The sequence below is a fragment of the Micromonospora aurantiaca ATCC 27029 genome, assembly GCF_000145235.1.
GTDB classification, from domain to species: Bacteria; Actinomycetota; Actinomycetes; order Mycobacteriales; family Micromonosporaceae; genus Micromonospora; species Micromonospora aurantiaca.
The window spans coordinates 1,003,028-1,020,360 of record NC_014391.1 but is presented as its reverse complement, the minus strand read 5'-3'; the positions used below and the strand labels follow the sequence as shown (position 1 = coordinate 1,020,360).

Below are 17,333 nucleotides of genomic sequence, written 5' to 3'. Positions count from 1 at the left end.
AGTCGGCGTGGCCGCCCAGCGTGGCGCGCCGGGGCGGACGGGTCCACCGGATGCGGACCCGCCGTGCAACCATGATCCCCCGGGCGTCGCCCCGCCCGCCACCTCCGCTCGCCCCGCCCAGGAGTACGCGTGCCCGACGCCGGCCCGACCGCGGTGCTGCCGCGCCGTCCGCTGACCGTCGGCGAGCTGCTCGACGCGGCCGTGCTGCTGCTGCGCGACCAGGCCCGGGTGCTCGTCCCGCTCGCCCTGCTGCTGGCCCTCGCCGAACAGGCGGTGCTTCACCCGCTGCGGATGCTCGCCGGGACCGAACCGCCGTTCTGGTGGCCGGCGGAGTTCGGCGACTCCCTCCCCGCGTACTGGCTGCTGCTGGCGGCCGGCGCGGGCACCGAGGCCGCGATCGTCGCGCTGCTCGGCGCCCCTGCGGCTCGCGGCGCCGGCGCGGCGCTTCTGGGGCGCCGTCCCGCACCGTCGGAGCTGCTGCGCGGCGCCCGGCTCGGCGCGGCACTGCCGGCCGCCGTCCTGGTCGGGCTGACCGTCGCCGCCGCCGGGCTGACCGGGCCGGGCTGGTTCCCGGCGTACGCGCTGCTCGGCCTGGTGGTGCCGGTCCTGGTGCTGGACGGGGTGCCCGCGCACCTGGTGCCCTGGCGGGCGCTACGCCTGGCCGGCCGGGTCAGCGCGCGGGCCGCCGCGATACGGCTGCTGGGTTACCTGGGCTGGTGGCTGATCCGGCTCGGCATCGGGCTGGGTCTCTACCAGGGCCTCACCATGCTGGGCCTGTTCGACGTCTCGGCCTGGGCGCTGCCGGTGACGATCGCCGCGTTCACCGCTGTGAACGCGCTGGCGTACCCGGCGCTCGCCTGCCTGGACGCGGTGCTGCACCTGGAGACCCGGGTCCGCACCGAAGGGCTGGACATCCGGCTCTCCCGCGCGCCGGCCGACGTGCCCGAGCCGGTCCTGCTGGCGGCGCACCGGTGAGCCGGTGGTGGACCGAGACGGTCGCGGCCCTCGGTGACGTGGTGCCGCTGCCGCTGGTCGCGCTGATCCTGCTGGCGGTCGCGCTGCTGGCGGCGCTGGGCTGGTACTTCTTCCCGGCCTGGGTGCCCCGCCGGCTGCCCCGGTTCAGTCTCCCCCGGTGGCGGCGTCCACGGCTGCCCCGGTTCCGCCTACCCCGGTTCCGCCTGCCTCGGTTCCGGCGGCGCAGCCGGAAGCGCACCGATCCGCCGCCGGTACGCCTGCCCGCGCCCCGGACCCCGGAACCCGTGCCGGCCGGCGGGCTCGGGCCGGCCGACCGGCTGGCGGCCGAGGGCCGGTACGCCGAGGCGGTCCGGGAGCGCCTGCGCGAGATGGTCCGGCTGCTGGTCGTCCGGCAGGTGGTGGAACCCCGCCCCGGGCTCACCGTCGTCGAGCTGACCGAGGCGGCGGCCCGTAACCGGCCGCAGGTCCGGCCGACGCTGCACGCGGCCGGGGCGATCTTCTCCGACCTCTGGTACGCCCAGCGTCCCGCGACCGCCGCGCACGACCGGCGGATGCGTGAACTCGCCACCGACCTGAGCCGCGAGCTGACCGGGGAGGAGCCGCGGTGACGGCCACAGTCGTACCGGAGACCGTGACGGCGGCGGCCACGGCGGCGCCACGCCGGCGTCCGTACCGGTTGATCGTCCCGCTCGGGCTCGCAGTGCTGTTGATCGTGACCACGCTCGTGCTGCGCGCGGTCGACCGGCCCGACGCCGACGAGCCCGGTTTCCTGTCCCCGGTCGCCACCGACGACGACGGCGCCAGCCGGCTCGCCGAGGCGCTGCGGACGCAGGGCGTGCCGGTACGCCGGGAGACGGATCTGGCGGCGGCGCTGCGTACCGCCGGGGCCGGGCCGAGCACGCTGTTCGTGCCCGCGCCCGGCCTGGTGCACCCGGACCTGCTCGACGGGCTGACCACCCTGCCGCCCGGCAGCCGGCTGGTGCTCGTCGAGCCGTCCCGGCGGGTGCTCGCCGAGTTGGACACCCCTGTCGAACCGGCCGGCGGGCGCTGGGCCGCCCGCGCGGTGCCGCCGGACGCCGACGGCACGCCCTGCCCGCTGCCCGAGGCGGTCCGGGCCGGCACGGCGGCGATCGACCTCCAGCGGTACGCCGGACCGGCCGAGGTGGACCACTGCTACGGCGGCGCGCTGCTGCGCGTCCCCGGCCGGGTCGAGGTGGTGCTGGCCGGCGCCAGCGACCCGTTCCGCAACGACCGGATCGGCGAGTGGGGCAACGAGGCCCTCGCCACCGGCCTGCTCGGCGGCGACCGCCCGCTGGTCTGGCTCGACCTGCCCGAGCCGGCGTCGGCCCCGACCGGTCCGAGCTGGTCCCCGGAGCCGTTCACCGAGGAGCCCGCCCCGGCCGGCAGCGGCAGGTCGGAACGGCCCGACCCGCCCGACCGCGCCGACCCGCCGCGGGAGAACCCGCTCTGGGGCGCCTTCCCGCAGTGGTTCTGGGCCCTCATGGTGCAGCTCGCCCTGGCCGGCCTGCTCGTGGTGCTCTGGCGGGCCCGCCGGCTCGGGCCGCCGGTGTCGGAGCCGCTGCCGGTGACCGTCCGGTCCGCCGAGACGGTACGCGGCCGGGCGCGGCTCTACCGCCGGGCGGGCGCCCGGGACACCGTCGCCGCGACGCTGCGCGACGCCGCGCTGGACCGGCTGACGACCCGGCTCAACCTGCCCCCGGGCACGCCCGACGACGAGGTGGCCGCCCGGGTCGCCGAGCGCGCCGGCGCCGACCCGGAACGGGTGGCCGACCTGCTCCACGGCCCCGCCCCGGAGAAGGACCGCGAGCTGCTGGAGCTGGCCCGCGAACTGGACGTCCTGACCCGTACCCTGGCCCCGCATCCCAGCGAAGGAGACACCCGGTGACCGGACCCGTCACGACCACCGCCCCGTCCGGCGCCCGCGCCGCCCTGCACCGGCTGCGCGCCGAGGTCGCCAAGGCCGTCGTCGGGCAGGACGCCGTGGTGACCGGCCTGGTGATCGCCCTGCTCTGCCGGGGGCACGTGCTGCTGGAGGGCGTACCGGGAGTGGCCAAGACGCTGCTGGTGCGGACGCTGGCGGCCGCGCTCGACCTGGACGCCAAGCGGGTGCAGTTCACCCCCGACCTGATGCCCGGCGACGTCACCGGCTCGCTGATCTTCGACCAGCGCACCGCCGCGTTCACGTTCCGGGAGGGGCCGGTCTTCACCAACCTGCTGCTCGCCGACGAGATCAACCGCACCCCGCCCAAGACGCAGTCGGCGCTGCTGGAGGTGATGGAGGAGCGGCAGGTCTCCGTCGAGGGCGAGCGCCGCCCGCTGCCCGACCCGTTCATCGTCGCGGCCACCCAGAACCCGGTCGAGTACGAGGGCACCTACCCGCTGCCCGAGGCGCAGCTCGACCGTTTCCTGCTCAAGCTGACTGTGCCGCTGCCGGAGCGCGAGGAGGAGCTGGGCGTGCTGCGGGCGCACCACGCCGGCTTCGACCCGCGCGACCTGCGTGCCGCGGGCGTACGCCCGGTGGCCGACGCGTCGGACCTGGCCGCCGCCCGGGCCGAGGTGCGGATGGTGCACGTGGCCGAGCCGGTGCTCGGCTACATCGTGGACCTGTGCCGGGGCACCCGGTCCGCTCCGGCGCTGGAGCTGGGCGCGTCCCCCCGGGGCGCCACCGCGCTGCTCAACGCCGCCAAGGCGTGGTCCTGGCTGGCCGGCCGCGACCACGTCACCCCGGACGACGTCAAGGCGGTCGCCCGGCCCACGCTGCGGCACCGGCTGCGCCCGCGTCCGGAGGCGGAACTCGAGGGCGTGACTGTGGACGCCGTGCTGGACTCGGTGCTGGCCACCGTGCCGACGCCGCGATGACCTGGCGGGCGGGTCTGCTGCTCGGCGCGGGCGCGCTGACCCTGCCGGCCTGGCCGGCGCCGTTCCTCGGCGTCGCCGTACTGACCGCGACGGTCCTGCTGCTGGTGCTGCTCGACCGGGCGATGGCGGTCCCGCCGGACGCGCTCACGGTGACCCGGTCCGGGGAGCGGACGGTCCGCCTCGGCGGCACCGCCACCGTCACCCTGCACCTGGCCAACCCCACCGATCGCACGCTCCACGCCCAGGTACGCGACGCCTGGGTGCCGTCGGCCGGGGCGCGCCCGGACGTGCCGCCGGACCGCCTGCTCACCGTGCCGCCCGGTGGCACCGCCACGCTGCCGGTCCGGCTCACCCCGACCCGGCGCGGCGACCGGCCGGCGGTGGCGCTGACCGTACGCTCGCTCGGGCCGATGCGCCTGGGCGCGAGGCAACGCGCCGGGCATCCCGCCACGCCACAGTGGACGCTGCGGGTGCTGCCGCGCTTCGACTCCCGCCGGCACCTGCCGGAGAAGCTGGCCCGGCTGCGGGTCATCGACGGCGTGCAGGTGACCCGGGGGCGCGGTCACGGCACCGAGTTCGACACGCTGCGCGAGTACGCGGTGGGCGACGACGTCCGCTCGATCGACTGGCGGGGCAGCGCCCGCCGCGCCGACGTGCTGGTGCGCACCTGGCGCCCGGAGCGGGACCGGCGGCTGGTCTGCGTCCTGGACACCGGCCGCACGTCGGCGGTACGCCTCGGCGACGAGCCGCGGCTGGACACCGCCATCGACGCGGCGCTGCTGCTCACCGCGCTCGCCGCCCGGGCCGGTGACCGGGTGGACCTGCTGGCGGCGGACACGGAGATCCGGGCCCGGGTGACCGGCAGCGGCCGTCCGGCGCTGCTCGCCCGGCTGGTCGACGCGGTGGCGCCGTTGCAGCCCGCGCTGGCCGAGACCGACTTCGAGCTGATCGCCGCCGAGGTGCTGCGCCGGGAGCGGCAGCGCAGCCTGGTGGTGCTGTTCACCGCGCTGGAGGCGGGCGCGATCGGCGACGGGCTGCTGCCGGTGCTGCCCCGGCTGGCGACCCGGCACCGGGTGGTGCTGGCCGCGGCCGGCGACCCGGTGCTGAACCGGCTCGCCACTGCCACCCCGGCCGGCCCGGACGACCCGTACGCGGCCGCGTCGGCGTGGCGGGCGCTGGCCGAACGGGACCGGGTACGCGCCGCCCTGTCGCGCTACGGCGTGACTGTGGTGGACGTACCGGGGCACCGGCTGGCCCCGGCCGTCGCCGACACCTATCTGCGGCTCAAGTCTCTCGGCCAGCTCTGACCGCGCGCCGGCCGAGCACCAGCGCGTACGCCAGGAAGGCCAGCCACACCGCGGCGCCGGCGGCCACCCGCAGCGGGATCGGCACCGGCGCCGGGGTCACGAACGCCTCGATCAGCGCGGAGACCGCGAAGAGGCCGACCAGGCCGGCGGCGACCACGACGGCGAGCCGTCCCGCCTCGGCGACCGCGCGGCCGCGCCCGAGGTGCGCGGGCGGAGCGATCCAGGCCCAGGCGGTCCGCAGTCCGACCCCGGCGGCGACGAAGATGCCGGTCAGCTCCAGCAGTCCGTGCGGGGTGATCATGCCGAAGAAGACGTCCGCCCGGCCGTAGGAGATCATCACGCCGCCGACCACGCCGATGTTCAGCGCGTTCTGCCACAGCAGCCAGAGCACCGGTACCACGAGCACGCCGGCGGCCAGGCACTGGGCGGCCAGCCAGGCGTTGTGCGTCCACAGGTGGAACGCGAACGTGGGCGCGGCGAACTCGGTGTAGTAGCCGGCGAAACCGGAGTCCACGAGCTGCCGGGCGGCCTCGGGGCCGACGAACGCGGCGGCGGTGTCCGGGTTACCGGCGACGAACCAGATGAGGAAGGCGCTCAGGGCGCTGAACGCCGTGGCCACGCCGCACCACCACGGCCAGGCCCGGTAGAGGGCGGCGGGCAGGTCGGCGGCCAGGAACCGGCCCACCGCCGCCCAGGACAGCCGGGGGCGGCCGGTGACCCGGGCCCGGGCGGCGAGGACCAGGTGGGACAGGCGGTTCACCAGCGTCGGCTCGGGTGCCCGGGCGCGCAGCGCGGAGAGGTGTGTGGCGCTGCGCTGGTAGAGCGCCACCAGTTCGTCGACCTCGGCCGCGTCGAGGCGACGCCGGCCGGTCAGGTGTTCCAGCCGCCGCCATTCGGCGCCGTGCTCGGCCACGTACGCGTCGAGATCCACTCACCCTCCCCCGTTCGGCGTCCATGGTGTTCACTGTCGGGGTGCGCGCGCAACCTCCCCCACCGCCCAGTTGGGCCGACGCCGGTCTGGTCAGCGGCGAGGCGGTGGAGCTGGACGTCCGGGTGGCCCGGCTGGGCTCCCGGGTGCTCGCCCTGCTGATCGACGCCGTGATCCAGCTCGTGCTGTTCCTGCTGCTCGGCGCAGTGCTGGCCATGGTGGCGCTCGCCCTGCTGGGCGACCTCCTCGACGCCGCGCTGGCCGGCGCGCTCCAGGTCGTGCTGCTGGTGCTGGTCCTGCTCGGTTATCCGGTGGTGATGGAGCGCTTCGCCGGTGGCCGGACGGTGGGCAAGCTGGCCGTGGGGCTGCGGGTGGTGCGGGCCGACGGCGGCCCGGTGGGGGTGGGCCAGTCGCTGACCCGGGCGCTCGTGGGCGTCGCGGTGGAGTGGCCCGGGCTGGTGCTGCCGCTGCTGAGCTGGGCGGCGAGCGTCACGGTGATGCTCACCGACCCGCGCGGCCGCCGGCTGGGTGACCTGGTCGCCGGCACGCTCGTGGTGCACAGTCGAGGCGCCGCGCTGTGGCGGCCGCTGCCGCCGGCTCCGCCGCCGCTGCTGGCCTGGGCGACCACGCTCGACCTGACCCGGTTCGACGACGGGCTGGCGCTGGCCGTCCGGCAGTATCTGGACCGGCTGCCTCAGCTCGCCGAGCCGGACCGTTCCCGGCTGGGCCGGGCGTTGTGGGTGGAGGCCGCGGCGGTCACCTCGCCGCCTCCGCCGTGGTCCGCGCCGGACTGGGTCTACCTGTCCGCCGTGCTGGCCGAGCGGGGGCGCCGGGCCGCGCTCCGGCTGGGCCGCGCCCGGGCGGTCACCGCCACGCTCTGGCCGGAGCTGGTCCCGCCCCCGGCCGCGGTGCCGCACGCCGTCGCGCCGGCCACCCTGCGTCCCGCCGCGCCGGCCGTCGGCCGGTTGCGGTCCGCGGCGCCGGAGGCCGCCCCCGATCCGGTGCGCCGCTGAGCCGGGCTCAGCCGAACAGCCCTCGCCCCCACCAGTCGGCGGCGTCGCGTACGCCGGGCGGGCAGGCGAACAGGCCGCTGGAGACGTGCCGCAGGTACTCGTTCATCGCGTCGTTGCGGGCCAGCCGGGTCTGGATCGGCACGAACTGCCGGCGCGGATCCCGCTGATAGGCGATGAAGAACAGACCGGCGTCGAGCCGGCCCAGCCCGTCCGAGCCGTCCACGAAGTTGTAGCCGCGGCGCAGCAGGCGGGCGCCGTTGTTCGCGTCCGGGTGGGCGAGCCGTACGTGTGCGGTGTCGGCGATGAGCGGCTCCCCGTCGTCGCCCTTCGCGGCGAAGTCCGGTTCGTCGAACTCGTCCCGGAGGCCCAGCGGCGCGCCGCTGCCCTTGGTCCGCCCGACGATCATCTCCTGTTCGGCCAGCGGGCTGCGGTCCCACGTCTCGATCAGCATCCGGATCTTCCGGGTGACCAGGTAGGAGCCACCCGTCATCCACTCCGGGCCGTCACCGGGCTGCACCCAGAGCTGGTCGCGGAGCAGGCCCGCGTCCTCGGCCTTGAGGTTGGCGGTGCCGTCCTTGAAGCCGAACAGGTTGCGCGGCGTGGCCTGGTCCCGCGACGTCGACGAGGTACGCCCGAAGCCGAGCTGCGACCAGCGGACGCTCACCACTCCCATGCCGATCCGGGCCAGGTTGCGGATGGCGTGCACCGCCACCTGCGGATCGTTGGCGCAGGCCTGAACGCAGAGGTCTCCGCCTGACAGCTCCGGCCTGAGCGCGTCCCCGGCGAAGTGCGGCAGGTCGGCGAGGGCGGCCGGGCGGCGGGCGGCGATGCCGAAGCGGTCCCGGCCCTGCGCGTCGCGGAACAGCGTCGGCCCGAAGCCCACAGTGAGGGTGAGCTGCGACGGGGGCAGTCCGAGCGCCTCGCCGGTGTCGTCCGGCGGAGCCTCGGGCATGCCGCCGACGGCGCCGATCACCCCGGCGTCCTTGCCGGCGGTCATCCGGGCCGCGGCGGCGGTCCACTCCTGGAGCATGGCGACGAGCCGGTCCCGGTCCTTCGTGACCACGTCGAACGCGACGAAGTGCAGCCGGTCCTGGGCCGGGGTGGTGATGCCGGCCTGGTGCTCGCCGAGGAACGGCACCGACCCGGCGGCGGAGCCGGTGGCTGAGGCCTCGTTCCCGCCGGCGAGCAGCGCGCCAGCGCCGCCCGCCACCCCGGCGACGCCGGCCACACCGACGCCGGCCAGGGTCATCGCCCGGCGGCGGGACAGGCCGCGACCGGTCCGCTCGCGGTTCGGCTCGCTCGTCGCGTCACCACCGGCCGGGCCGGTCATCGCGCGACTGCCGCCGCGACCTTGCTGACCGGCTCGGCCAGCGCGTTCACCGCGTCCGACAGCTCCTTGAGCTCGGCCTTGCCGAGCTGGGTGTGCAGCTTCCAGCCGTCGCCGTCCCGGTGCTTGCCGAGGGTTGCCTCCACGTTCGCGAACTCGCTGTCGAGCTGCTTCACCAGGTCGGGCGCGCGCTGCTCCAGCGCCGGGCGCAGCGCCGCGATCGCCGCCTTCGAGCCCTCCAGGTTGGCGTTGAAGTCCCAGAGGTCGGTGTGCGAGTAACGCTCCTCCTCGCCGGTGATCTTGCCGCTGGCGACCTCGTCGAGCAGCGCCTTGGCGCCGTTGGCGAGCTGGAGCGGGGTGAGCTTCTCGGCGTCCGCCTTGGCGACGATCGCCTTCACGTCGACCAGGAGCCGGTCGGCGATCGGGCCGTCCTTGCTGACGTCCCCGGTGGTCCAGAGGTCCTTCTCGATCCGGTGGAAGCCGGTGAACTCCATGCCCTCCTCGACCACCTCCTCGCGGCCGTCGATCTTCGGGTCGAGGTCGCCGAAGCTCTCCGCGACCGGCTCGATCCGCTCCCAGTAGGTGCGGGCCACCGGGTACAGCGCCTTGGCCTTGGCCACGTCGTTCGCCTTGACCGCCGCCACGAACTCCTCGGTCTTCGTCAGCAGCGCGGCGGTCTGGCTGCGCACGTACCGCTGGTAGCTCTCGGTGGCCTGGGTCAGCGCGGCGTCGGGGGCGACTGTGGCGGCGGTTCCGGAGACCTTCAGCGCGCCCCGGATGCCCCGGCCGCTCATCCCCGGCTTGCAGGCCGTCTCGTACGTGCCGGCGGTCAGCTCGACCCGCAGCTCGCGGCTGAGCCCGGGGGCGATGTTCTCCACCTCGCCCATCACCCGGTCACCGGCCGCGTAGACGTAGAACTCGTTGACCTTGGAACCGGTGTTCGTCACCTTGAAGGTCACCTGACCGGCGTCGATCTCGGTGTCGCCGACCTCGCAGACGGTGTCGGTGGCCTTGACGGCGATCGGCCCGCCGTTCGTGGCGTCGGCGTCGTCACCGCCCCCGCAGCCGGTCAGTCCGGCGACGGCGAGCAGCCCGGCGGCGGCGGGCGCGACGAGTCGAGTGGTACGCATCGTGCGGGGTCTCCTCGGAAACGGGCGGGTCAGGAGCGGGGGGACGGAACGGCGGCGGCGCCGGCTGGCGCGGCGGACGTCTCGGCGGACGTGTCGGCGGCCGGCTCGTCGGGCTGAACCGGCTCGTCGGGCTGCACCGGCTTCGCGGGCTTGGCCGGCTTGCGCAGGAAGAGGACGAGCACCGGCACCGCGTACGCGACCCAGGCGACCAGTTCCAGCACCGTCGGCGCGGCGGTGACGTTGAACATGCCGGCGAGCAGCGCGCCGTACCAGGAGCCCGGGTCGAGCGTGCCCGAGATGTCGAAGGCCAGGTCGTTCAGGCCGGGCAGCACGCCGGCCTCCTGGAAGTCGTGCACGCCGTACTTGAGGATGCCGGCCGCGACCAGGATGAGCAGCGCGCCGGTCCAGGTGAAGAACCGGCTCAGGTTGATCCGTACCGCGCTGCGGTAGAGCAGGAAGCCGATCACGACGGCGGTGGCGATACCCCCGGCCAGGGCGAGCAGCGAGCCGGGCCCGGTTCCGCCGGCCGCGCTCTCGGCCGCGGCGTAGAAGATCAGCGCGGTCTCCAGACCCTCGCGGATCACGGCGAGGAACGCCATGCCAGCGACCGCCAGGGAGCCGACGGCGAGCGCGTCGGTGAGCTTGCCGCGCAGCTCACCGGCGATGGTGCGGGCGGCCCGGCGCATCCAGAAGATCATCCAGGTCACGAAGACCACGGCGGCGACCGAGGTGACCGCCTCGAACAGCTCGCGCGACTCGGAGGTGCGCAGCAGCGAGGTGGAGGTGTACTGGATCAGGGAGCCGAAGCCGACGGAGAGCGCCAGGGCCAGGCCGACGCCGGCCCACACCTGCGGCAGCCGGTCCCGGCGCTGCGACTTGACCAGGAAGGCGACGAGGATGCTGACCACGAGGGTCGCTTCCAGGCCCTCGCGCAGGCCGATCAGGTACGTGGCGAACATGGATACTCCGTAGTCAGGCTTGCCTCAGTTAACTTAGGGCAGCCATACCTTGCTCCTGTTCACAGCAAACGTCAAGCCGATCCGGGTAACGTCACCCGGCTCGACATCCGCCGGACTCCCCCCGTACGCGAAAAGGACCGGGACGGCCGCGCGGCGGCCGACCCCGGTCCCTCCGGGAGCGCGGAACTCAGTAGCGGTAGTGGTCCGACTTGAACGGGCCCTCCGGGGAGACGCCCAGGTAGGCGGCCTGCTCCTTGGTCAGCGTGGTCAGCTTCGCGCCGAGCGCGTCCAGGTGCAGCCGGGCGACCTTCTCGTCCAGGTGCTTGGGCAGCACGTAGACGCCGATCGGGTATTCCTCGGTCTTGGTGAACAGCTCGATCTGGGCGATCGTCTGGTTGGCGAACGAGTTCGACATCACGAAGCTCGGGTGGCCGGTGGCGTTGCCCAGGTTCAGCAGGCGGCCCTCGGAGAGCACGATGATGGCGTGGCCGTCGTCGAAGCGCCACACGTCGACCTGCGGCTTGATGTTCTCCCTGGTCACGTCGCTGCGCTTGGCCAGGCCGGCCATGTCGATCTCGTTGTCGAAGTGGCCGATGTTGCCCACGATGGCCTGATGCTTCATCCGGGCCATGTGCTCGTTGGTGATGACGTCGAAGCAGCCGGTCGCGGTGATGAAGATGTCGGCCTGCTCCACCACGTCGTCGAGCGTGGCGACCTGGTAGCCGTCCATCGCCGCCTGGAGCGCGCAGATCGGGTCGACCTCGGTCACCACGACCCGGGCGCCCTGGCCGCGCAGCGACTCGGCGCAGCCCTTGCCCACGTCGCCGTAGCCCATGACGACAGCCATCTTGCCGCCGATCAGCACGTCGGTGGCGCGGTTGATGCCGTCGATGAGCGAGTGGCGGCAGCCGTACTTGTTGTCGAACTTGCTCTTCGTCACCGAGTCGTTGACGTTGATGGCCGGGAAGAGCAGCGTGCCGGCGCGGTGCATCTCGTAGAGCCGGTGCACACCGGTGGTGGTCTCCTCGGTGACGCCCTTGATGCCGGCGGCGATCCGGGTCCAGCGCTGGCCGTCCTCGGCCAGCGAGCGGTGCAGCAGTTCGAGGATGACCGCGTACTCCTCGGAGTCGGCGGACTCGACCGGCGGCACGACGCCCGCCTTCTCGAACTCGGCGCCCTTGTGGACGAGCAGGGTGGCGTCGCCGCCGTCGTCCAGGATCATGTTCGGGCCCTGCCCGTCGGGCCACGCCAGCACCTGCTCGGTGCACCACCAGTACTCCGGCAGCGTCTCGCCCTTCCAGGCGTAGACCGGCACGCCGGCCGGGGCCTCCGGGGTGCCCTCGGGGCCGACCACGATCGCCGCGGCGGCGTGGTCCTGGGTGGAGAAGATGTTGCAGGACGCCCAGCGGACCTGCGCGCCGAGCGCGACAAGGGTCTCGATCAGGACGGCGGTCTGAACGGTCATGTGCAGCGAACCGGTGATGCGGGCGCCGGCCAGCGGCTGGGTCTCGGCGAACTCACGCCGGATCGCCATCAGGCCGGGCATCTCGTGCTCGGCGAGCCGGATCTCCTTGCGCCCGAACGCGGCGAGCGACAGATCCGCCACCTTGTAGTCGCCCTCGGCGAGGGTGCTCGGCCGGGCCTGCGACGACGCGCCGCTGGAGGCCGCCGGGAGGGTGCTGGTCATGGAAGCTCCTGTCGAACGATGGTGGTGCGCAGCCTTCCACCTTACGCTCGCGGGCCACTCGACCCGTGCCCGGTTGGCCGACCGCGCAATCGGCCGGTCGGCGGACAGCGCACGGGGCGGTCGGTCGTGAGCGGACTTTCCACCCACGGCCCGGCCGCCCCGCGCATCCCCCCGGTTTGGTTCCCCCGCACGTCACCGGACCTTCGTCGCGACAACGCTGCGTACCCATAGAGTCACACCACGCAGCGTGACCGTCAAGCTATTTCGGGAAAGTCGGACTTGCGCAGATCAGTGCATGCCGCAAGTGGCGACGAACGCCTCGCCCGCCCCGCCCACCGTCAGCGGGCCACCGGCCGCCGTACCGACCGCTGCCTGACCCGCGTCCAGCGTCACCACGCCCACGCCGTCGTCAACGGTCAGCTTCCCGGCCCGGCAGAGCACCACACGTGGTCCGGGCAGCGTCAGCCGCACCCCCGGCGACCCGGCAGCCACCTCGACCCGGTGCAGCGCGAAGTCCTCCACCGGCACCGGCCAGGTCAGCACCCCCGGCTCCACCTGCTCCGGCCGCAGCACCGGCTGGGTCAGCACCTCGAACCGGAGCACCCGCAGCAGCTCGTCCACGTCGACCCGCTTCGGGGTCAGCCCGCCGCGCAGCACGTTGTCACTGGCCGCCATGATCTCGACGCCGGTGCCGCGCAGGTAGGCGTGCAGGTTCCCGGCCGGCATCCAGATGCCCTCGCCGGGCGCCAGCCGGACGTGGTGCAGCAGCAACGCCACCACCACGCCCGGGTCGGCCGGATAGCCCGACGCGAGCGTGCGGACCAGCTCGGCGTCCGCCGAGGCCGGCCCGGCCTCCGCCGCCGCCAGCACGGCCGCCACCAGCCCCGCCCGCTCCGCCCGGGGCCAGCTCAACAGCAGGCGTACCGCCTCCCGCAGCCCCGCCGGCCCGTCGCGCAACGCCGCCACCACAGGCTCCAGCGCGGGTACGCCGAACGCGGCGATCGCCGCCGCCGACTCCCCCGGATCGCGGAAGCCGCACAGCGCGTCGAACTCCGAGAGCGCCACCAGCAACTCCGGCTTGTGGTACGGGTCGACGTAGTTGACCCGCCCCACGTCGGCGGCGTGCCCGGCGCGGGCCTGCTCGGCGTCCGGATGCGCCTGGAGGCTCAGCGGCGCGTCGGCGGCCAGCACCTTCAGCAGGAACGGCAGCCGGGTGCCGAACCGGCCGACCAGCCGCTCACCCAGCCAGTGGCCCGGCTCGGCCACCAGCAGTTCGGTGAGGCTGACCGGTCGGCCGTCGCGCTGCACAGTGGCCGGGGCGCCCGGGTGGGCGCCCAGCCACAGCTCCGCCTCCGGCCCGTTGCTCGGCACCGGCCGCCCCTGCAACTCGGCGATCGCGGTGCGCGAGCCCCAGGCGTAGTCACGGATCCGGCCCTGCAACAACTCCATCGGTCAGCTCCCGGGCCGCCCGGCCACCTCGTCGGCCGGCTGCGCCCCACCACTGGTCACGGCCTCCGGGACGGCGGTGTCCGCCGCCTGCCCGGTGCCGGCCCGCTCGGCGGCGGGCGAGTAGATGTCCGGCTCCAGGTAGATCACCCGGGCGGTGGGCACCTCGCGGCGGATCCGCGCCTCGACCGCGTTGATGTCACGCGCCAGGTCCTGGGCGGTCTCCCAGGCCGGCACCGCGATCTTCGCGGCCACCATCAGCTCCTCGGGGCCGAGGTAGAGCGTCTTCATGTGGATGATCCGCTCGACCTCGGGACCGCTGGTCACAGCCTGCTCGATCTTGTCCAGCTCGCTCTGCTCGGCACCCTCGCCGAGCAGCAGGCTCTTGGTCTCGATCGCCAGCGTGATCGCGATGATCACCAGCAGCACACCGATCATCGCGGTGCCCGCGGCGTCCCACATGCCGTCTCCGGTGATCAGCGTCATGCCGACGCCGAACAACGCGAAGACCAGACCGACCAGGGCGCCGAAGTCCTCCAGCAGCACCACCGGCAGCTCCGGCGCCTTGGCGCGACGGATGAACCGGACCCAGGACTGCTTGCCCCGGACCAGGTTCGACTCCTTGATCGCGGTACGGAAGGAGAAGCTCTCCATCACGATCGCCGCGACCAGCACCACCACCGGAACCCACTGCCAGTTGTCGATCGGGTGCGGGTCGGACGCCTTGTGGTACGCCTCGTAGAGCGCGAACAGGCCACCGATGCTGAACAGCACGATCGCCACGATGAAGGCGTAGATGTAGCGCTCCCGGCCGTACCCGAACGGGTGCTGCGGCGTGGCCTGCCGCTTGGCCCGCCGGCCGCCGAGCAGCAGCAGGCCCTGGTTACCCGAGTCGGCCACCGAGTGGATCGACTCGGCCAGCATCGACGACGAGCCGGTGAGGGCGAACGCGATGAACTTGGTGACGGCGATGCCGAGGTTCGCCGCCAGGGCGGCGACGATCGCCTTCGTGCCCCCGTTTGCGCTCATTCCCCGCCTCGCTCGATGCCCCGTGTGCTCACTGGTTTGCCAGCTCCTTCATCTCCGTGATTGCCGGTACCGCCATCGGGTCCAGCCCGTGCGCCAGGGCCAGGTAGATCGAGGCGAAGTCGGGGACCGCCACCAGCGACGCGAGCCGCTCCAGCGCGGAGCCGCCCTCGGCGGTCACCACGTCGCAGCGCACCCCGCGCCGCTCGGCAAGCGTCTGCACCGCGTCCGCGCGGCGCTCCTCGACCGCCAGCGGCTCGTCGGTGTCGTCGTCGGCGTTGAGCCCGCCGTCGCGCAGCAGCACCAGCCGTAGCCGGGTGCCGTCGGGCTCGTCGTCGCCCGGGTCGGCGAAGATGTCCCGCTCGCCCTCGGCCAGACCGCCGAACACGCCGTCGAGCAGGCCGACGCGGCCCCGGCCCGCCTCGCCCAGCGCACCGGCGACCACCGGGTAGCGGGCGTTCGCGGACAACGTGTCACCGAACCGCCGGGCGGCCACGGTGGCCAGCGGGGACGAACCCCACACGATCGGGATCGAACCGGACAGGCCGAGCGCCAGCGACTTCGCCGGGTTGACGAAGGACTCGGCGGTCGGCCGGCATCGATCGGCGTCGGCGTCCAGCCGGGCCGCCGTCTCGGCCAGATCCGCCTCGTTGACCTTCACGAGCCCGAGGGTACGGGCGGCCAGCAGAACCGGCACGGTGAGCGCCCAGAGGCTGGCCCGGGCCGGCGCGCGCCGGGGCACCGGGATGAACGGCGCGCGGGCCCGCTCGGCCACCGACTGGAGCTGCGAGTCGGGCGCGCCGACCGCGACCAGCCGGGCACCGCGCCGGTGCGCCGCCTCGGCCGCGCCCAGCGCCTCCGGGCTGCGGCCCGACGCGCTCACCGCGATGACCACGTCCGCCGCGCCCACCCAGCCCGGCACGCCGGCGCTGCGGTGCGGGATGACCGGCACCGGGCAGCGCGGCCCGGCGACGGTGGCCAGCACGTCACCGGTACGCCCGGCGGTGCCGATGCCGGCGATGACCACCGCGCGGGGTCGCCCGTCGTCGGCGAGCACCGACAGGTTCGCCTCGGCGGCCAGCGCCGCCGACTCGCGCACCTGGGCGCCCGCGGACGCGGTGAACCGGAGCATGCCGCCCGGATCCCGCTCGGAGAGCTGCGCCGCGTCGTCCAGCAGGGCCTCGTCGGCGTGCCGGTGGCCGCTGACCCCGGCCGTACCCTCCATCACCGCGACGACCCGCCCCGCGCGTCGTCGGCGGCGGGTCCACCGCGCGCCTCGTCCAGCAGGAGCACCGGGACGTCGTCCCGGACCTCGAAGATGCGACCGCACTCGGTGCAGGTGAGCGTCTGCGCCTGCGCGTCGTAGTCGAGCGGGGCGTGGTGCGTGTCCGGGCAGGCGAGGATGTCGAGCAACTGCGGGTCCAGGGCCACGGCGCGGCTCCTTCCACGTATGCGGTCTCACCGGTCGGCGGTGCCGATCGGCGCACGCGATCTTATCGGCCGAGCGGCCCCGGCACCGGGCCCCGTTCGGCCCCGGTGTTCCGTCCTCCGGCCGGGCAGGTGGCGGCTACCGGGTCACGGCATGACCACCCACAGTCACGGTAACCCCGGGACCGGGTCGGGTTCCGGCTCAGTCCGGCAAGCGGGGCAAGACGCTCGTCGCATCCCCGGCAGGCGGGGCCGGCGGCGTCGGAGCGGGCGCGGGCGCGCCGTACACGTTGCCGGCCGGGCGGGGCGGTGTCGCGCCCCCGTACACCGTGGGGGCCGGTCCGGGCGTGCCGGAGCGGTAGGTGGTGGTGCTGCGCGGCAGCGGGACCGGCGGGAGGCCGGCGTCCACGCCGCCACCGCTGCGGTCGGCGCGGTTGCGGCGCAGCAGCAGGACGATGAGGGCGGCGCCGACGAGCACCAGCCCGATACCGAACCACATGATCATGGAACCTCCGAACGACGAGTCGTCGGCCGCGGCGGTGGCCGGGGCGACGGCGGCGGCCACCGGCGACGTGTCGGTCGCCTCGGCCGGCGTGGTCTCGCTCGCGCTGGGCGTCGGCGAGGGCTTACGGGACGGGCTGGGACTCGGCGTCGGCGCGCCCACCAGCCGGGCCGACCCGCCGGCGCGGCCGAGCACGTCGCCGTTCGCGGCGCTCGCCTCACCGGCCAGCTCCAGCCGGCCGCCGACGGCCCCGGCCAGGAAGGACACCCGGTAACGCACGGTGACGCCCTTGCCCTTGCACAGCGGCCGGTCGACCGGGGCCACCGCGGCGGTGGCGACGGCGCCGCCGTCCCCGGAGACCTGCACCGGCACCCATCGGCCGCCGGACGCCACCTGCACCCGGACCTGGTCCGCCCGCAGGCCCTCCAGCCGGAGCCCGACCGCGGTACGCAACTGCACGCAGCCGTCCGTGCGCTTGCGCACCTCGACCGCCACCGTCCCGGGCGGACCACCGGCGGTGAAGCTCTTCGCCGCGCGCAGTCCCACCCGGTCGTCCCGGGCCGACGCCGGTGACGCCGGGACGGCGATCAGGCCACCCAGCAGCGCGCCGACCATGGCCCACCGCGCCGCGTGCCGCCCTGCCGACATCTCCACCTCACCGTTGCGTCCGGACCGGATCCGCCGGTCAGGTTACTACCGGCCCCTCCAGGCACCCGCGCATCGAG

16 protein-coding genes are annotated in these 17,333 nt (G+C 74.7%); 6 read left to right on the top strand and 10 right to left on the bottom strand.

The features are described 5' to 3' along the window. Positions 1-129: 129 nt before the first annotated feature. Genes MICAU_RS05030 through MICAU_RS05010 form a run of 5 tightly spaced genes read left to right on the top strand, consistent with a single transcriptional unit; the run spans position 130 to position 5,162 of the window. Entirely contained in the window at positions 130-975 is an 846-nt protein-coding gene (locus MICAU_RS05030) for a hypothetical protein (protein ID WP_013284209.1), read from the top strand. Then, on the top strand, positions 972-1,583 hold the full coding sequence (locus tag MICAU_RS05025; protein ID WP_013284208.1) for a DUF4129 domain-containing protein: 612 nt from the start codon (positions 972-974) through the stop codon (positions 1,581-1,583). The genes MICAU_RS05030 and MICAU_RS05025 overlap by 4 nt, the downstream gene beginning before the upstream one ends. Next, positions 1,580-2,881, top strand: a complete 1,302-nt coding sequence (locus MICAU_RS05020) for a DUF4350 domain-containing protein (protein WP_013284207.1) — start codon at positions 1,580-1,582, stop codon at positions 2,879-2,881. Before MICAU_RS05025 ends, MICAU_RS05020 begins: the two co-directional genes overlap by 4 nt. Continuing rightward, positions 2,878-3,855 carry an AAA family ATPase gene (locus MICAU_RS05015; protein ID WP_013284206.1) on the top strand — a complete coding sequence of 326 codons (978 nt, stop codon included), beginning with the start codon at positions 2,878-2,880 and terminating at the stop codon, positions 3,853-3,855. Before MICAU_RS05020 ends, MICAU_RS05015 begins: the two co-directional genes overlap by 4 nt. After that, positions 3,852-5,162, top strand: coding sequence for a DUF58 domain-containing protein (locus MICAU_RS05010; RefSeq protein ID WP_013284205.1), 1,311 nt, complete (start codon positions 3,852-3,854; stop codon positions 5,160-5,162). The genes MICAU_RS05015 and MICAU_RS05010 overlap by 4 nt, the downstream gene beginning before the upstream one ends. On the opposite strand, the gene MICAU_RS05005 is transcribed toward MICAU_RS05010, so the two are convergent. After that, entirely contained in the window at positions 5,140-6,093 is a 954-nt protein-coding gene (locus tag MICAU_RS05005; protein WP_013284204.1) for a stage II sporulation protein M, read from the bottom strand. The two genes, MICAU_RS05010 and MICAU_RS05005, sit on opposite strands and share 23 nt — an antisense overlap. Positions 6,094-6,134: 41 nt before the next feature. Here MICAU_RS05005 and MICAU_RS05000 point away from each other — a divergent pair, with 41 nt between their 5' ends. Next, positions 6,135-7,103: an RDD family protein gene (locus MICAU_RS05000; RefSeq protein ID WP_225319573.1), complete on the top strand. Its 969-nt coding sequence runs from the start codon at positions 6,135-6,137 to the stop codon at positions 7,101-7,103. A 7-nt stretch (positions 7,104-7,110) separates the two neighbouring features. On the opposite strand, the gene efeB is transcribed toward MICAU_RS05000, so the two are convergent. From efeB to MICAU_RS04955, 9 genes are all read right to left on the bottom strand, one after another. Beyond that, positions 7,111-8,433: an iron uptake transporter deferrochelatase/peroxidase subunit gene (gene efeB, locus MICAU_RS04995; RefSeq protein ID WP_013284202.1), complete on the bottom strand. Its 1,323-nt coding sequence runs from the start codon at positions 8,431-8,433 to the stop codon at positions 7,111-7,113. Beyond that, a complete protein-coding gene (gene efeO / locus MICAU_RS04990) occupies positions 8,430-9,560 on the bottom strand; it encodes an iron uptake system protein EfeO (RefSeq protein ID WP_013284201.1) in 1,131 nt (376 codons plus the stop codon). The genes efeB and efeO overlap by 4 nt, the downstream gene beginning before the upstream one ends. A gap of 29 nt (positions 9,561-9,589) precedes the next feature. Then, a complete protein-coding gene (gene efeU, locus MICAU_RS04985; RefSeq protein WP_013284200.1) occupies positions 9,590-10,519 on the bottom strand; it encodes an iron uptake transporter permease EfeU in 930 nt (309 codons plus the stop codon). A gap of 187 nt (positions 10,520-10,706) precedes the next feature. Then, positions 10,707-12,206 (bottom strand): adenosylhomocysteinase, encoded by a 1,500-nt coding sequence (gene ahcY / locus MICAU_RS04980; protein ID WP_013284199.1) that lies wholly within the window; start codon positions 12,204-12,206, stop codon positions 10,707-10,709. Positions 12,207-12,494: 288 nt separating this feature from the next. Then, positions 12,495-13,655, bottom strand: coding sequence for a mannose-6-phosphate isomerase, class I (gene manA, locus MICAU_RS04975; RefSeq protein ID WP_013284198.1), 1,161 nt, complete (start codon positions 13,653-13,655; stop codon positions 12,495-12,497). Positions 13,656-13,658: 3 nt separating this feature from the next. After that, positions 13,659-14,681, bottom strand: a complete 1,023-nt coding sequence (locus tag MICAU_RS04970) for a cation diffusion facilitator family transporter (protein ID WP_013284197.1) — start codon at positions 14,679-14,681, stop codon at positions 13,659-13,661. Positions 14,682-14,709: 28 nt separating this feature from the next. Beyond that, positions 14,710-15,906: an SIS domain-containing protein gene (locus tag MICAU_RS04965; protein ID WP_030271147.1), complete on the bottom strand. Its 1,197-nt coding sequence runs from the start codon at positions 15,904-15,906 to the stop codon at positions 14,710-14,712. After that, positions 15,903-16,109 carry a Trm112 family protein gene (locus MICAU_RS04960; protein ID WP_013284195.1) on the bottom strand — a complete coding sequence of 69 codons (207 nt, stop codon included), beginning with the start codon at positions 16,107-16,109 and terminating at the stop codon, positions 15,903-15,905. The genes MICAU_RS04965 and MICAU_RS04960 overlap by 4 nt, the downstream gene beginning before the upstream one ends. Positions 16,110-16,308: 199 nt before the next feature. Continuing rightward, on the bottom strand, positions 16,309-17,256 hold the full coding sequence (locus tag MICAU_RS04955) for a hypothetical protein (protein ID WP_013284194.1): 948 nt from the start codon (positions 17,254-17,256) through the stop codon (positions 16,309-16,311). Positions 17,257-17,333 lie beyond the last annotated feature (77 nt).

Bases quoted from the DNA above. Each gene is read 5' to 3' on its own strand.
- MICAU_RS04970 (WP_013284197.1), bottom strand. From the start codon at position 14,681: ATGAGCGCAAACGGGGGCACGAAGGCGATCGTCGCCGCCCTGGCGGCG.
- manA (WP_013284198.1), bottom strand. From the start codon at position 13,655: ATGGAGTTGTTGCAGGGCCGGATCCGTGACTACGCCTGGGGCTCGCGC.
- efeB (WP_013284202.1), bottom strand. From the start codon at position 8,433: ATGACCGGCCCGGCCGGTGGTGACGCGACGAGCGAGCCGAACCGCGAG.
- MICAU_RS05010 (WP_013284205.1), top strand. From the start codon at position 3,852: ATGACCTGGCGGGCGGGTCTGCTGCTCGGCGCGGGCGCGCTGACCCTG.
- ahcY (WP_013284199.1), bottom strand. From the start codon at position 12,206: ATGACCAGCACCCTCCCGGCGGCCTCCAGCGGCGCGTCGTCGCAGGCC.
- efeU (WP_013284200.1), bottom strand. From the start codon at position 10,519: ATGTTCGCCACGTACCTGATCGGCCTGCGCGAGGGCCTGGAAGCGACC.
- MICAU_RS04955 (WP_013284194.1), bottom strand. From the start codon at position 17,256: ATGTCGGCAGGGCGGCACGCGGCGCGGTGGGCCATGGTCGGCGCGCTG.
- efeO (WP_013284201.1), bottom strand. From the start codon at position 9,560: ATGCGTACCACTCGACTCGTCGCGCCCGCCGCCGCCGGGCTGCTCGCC.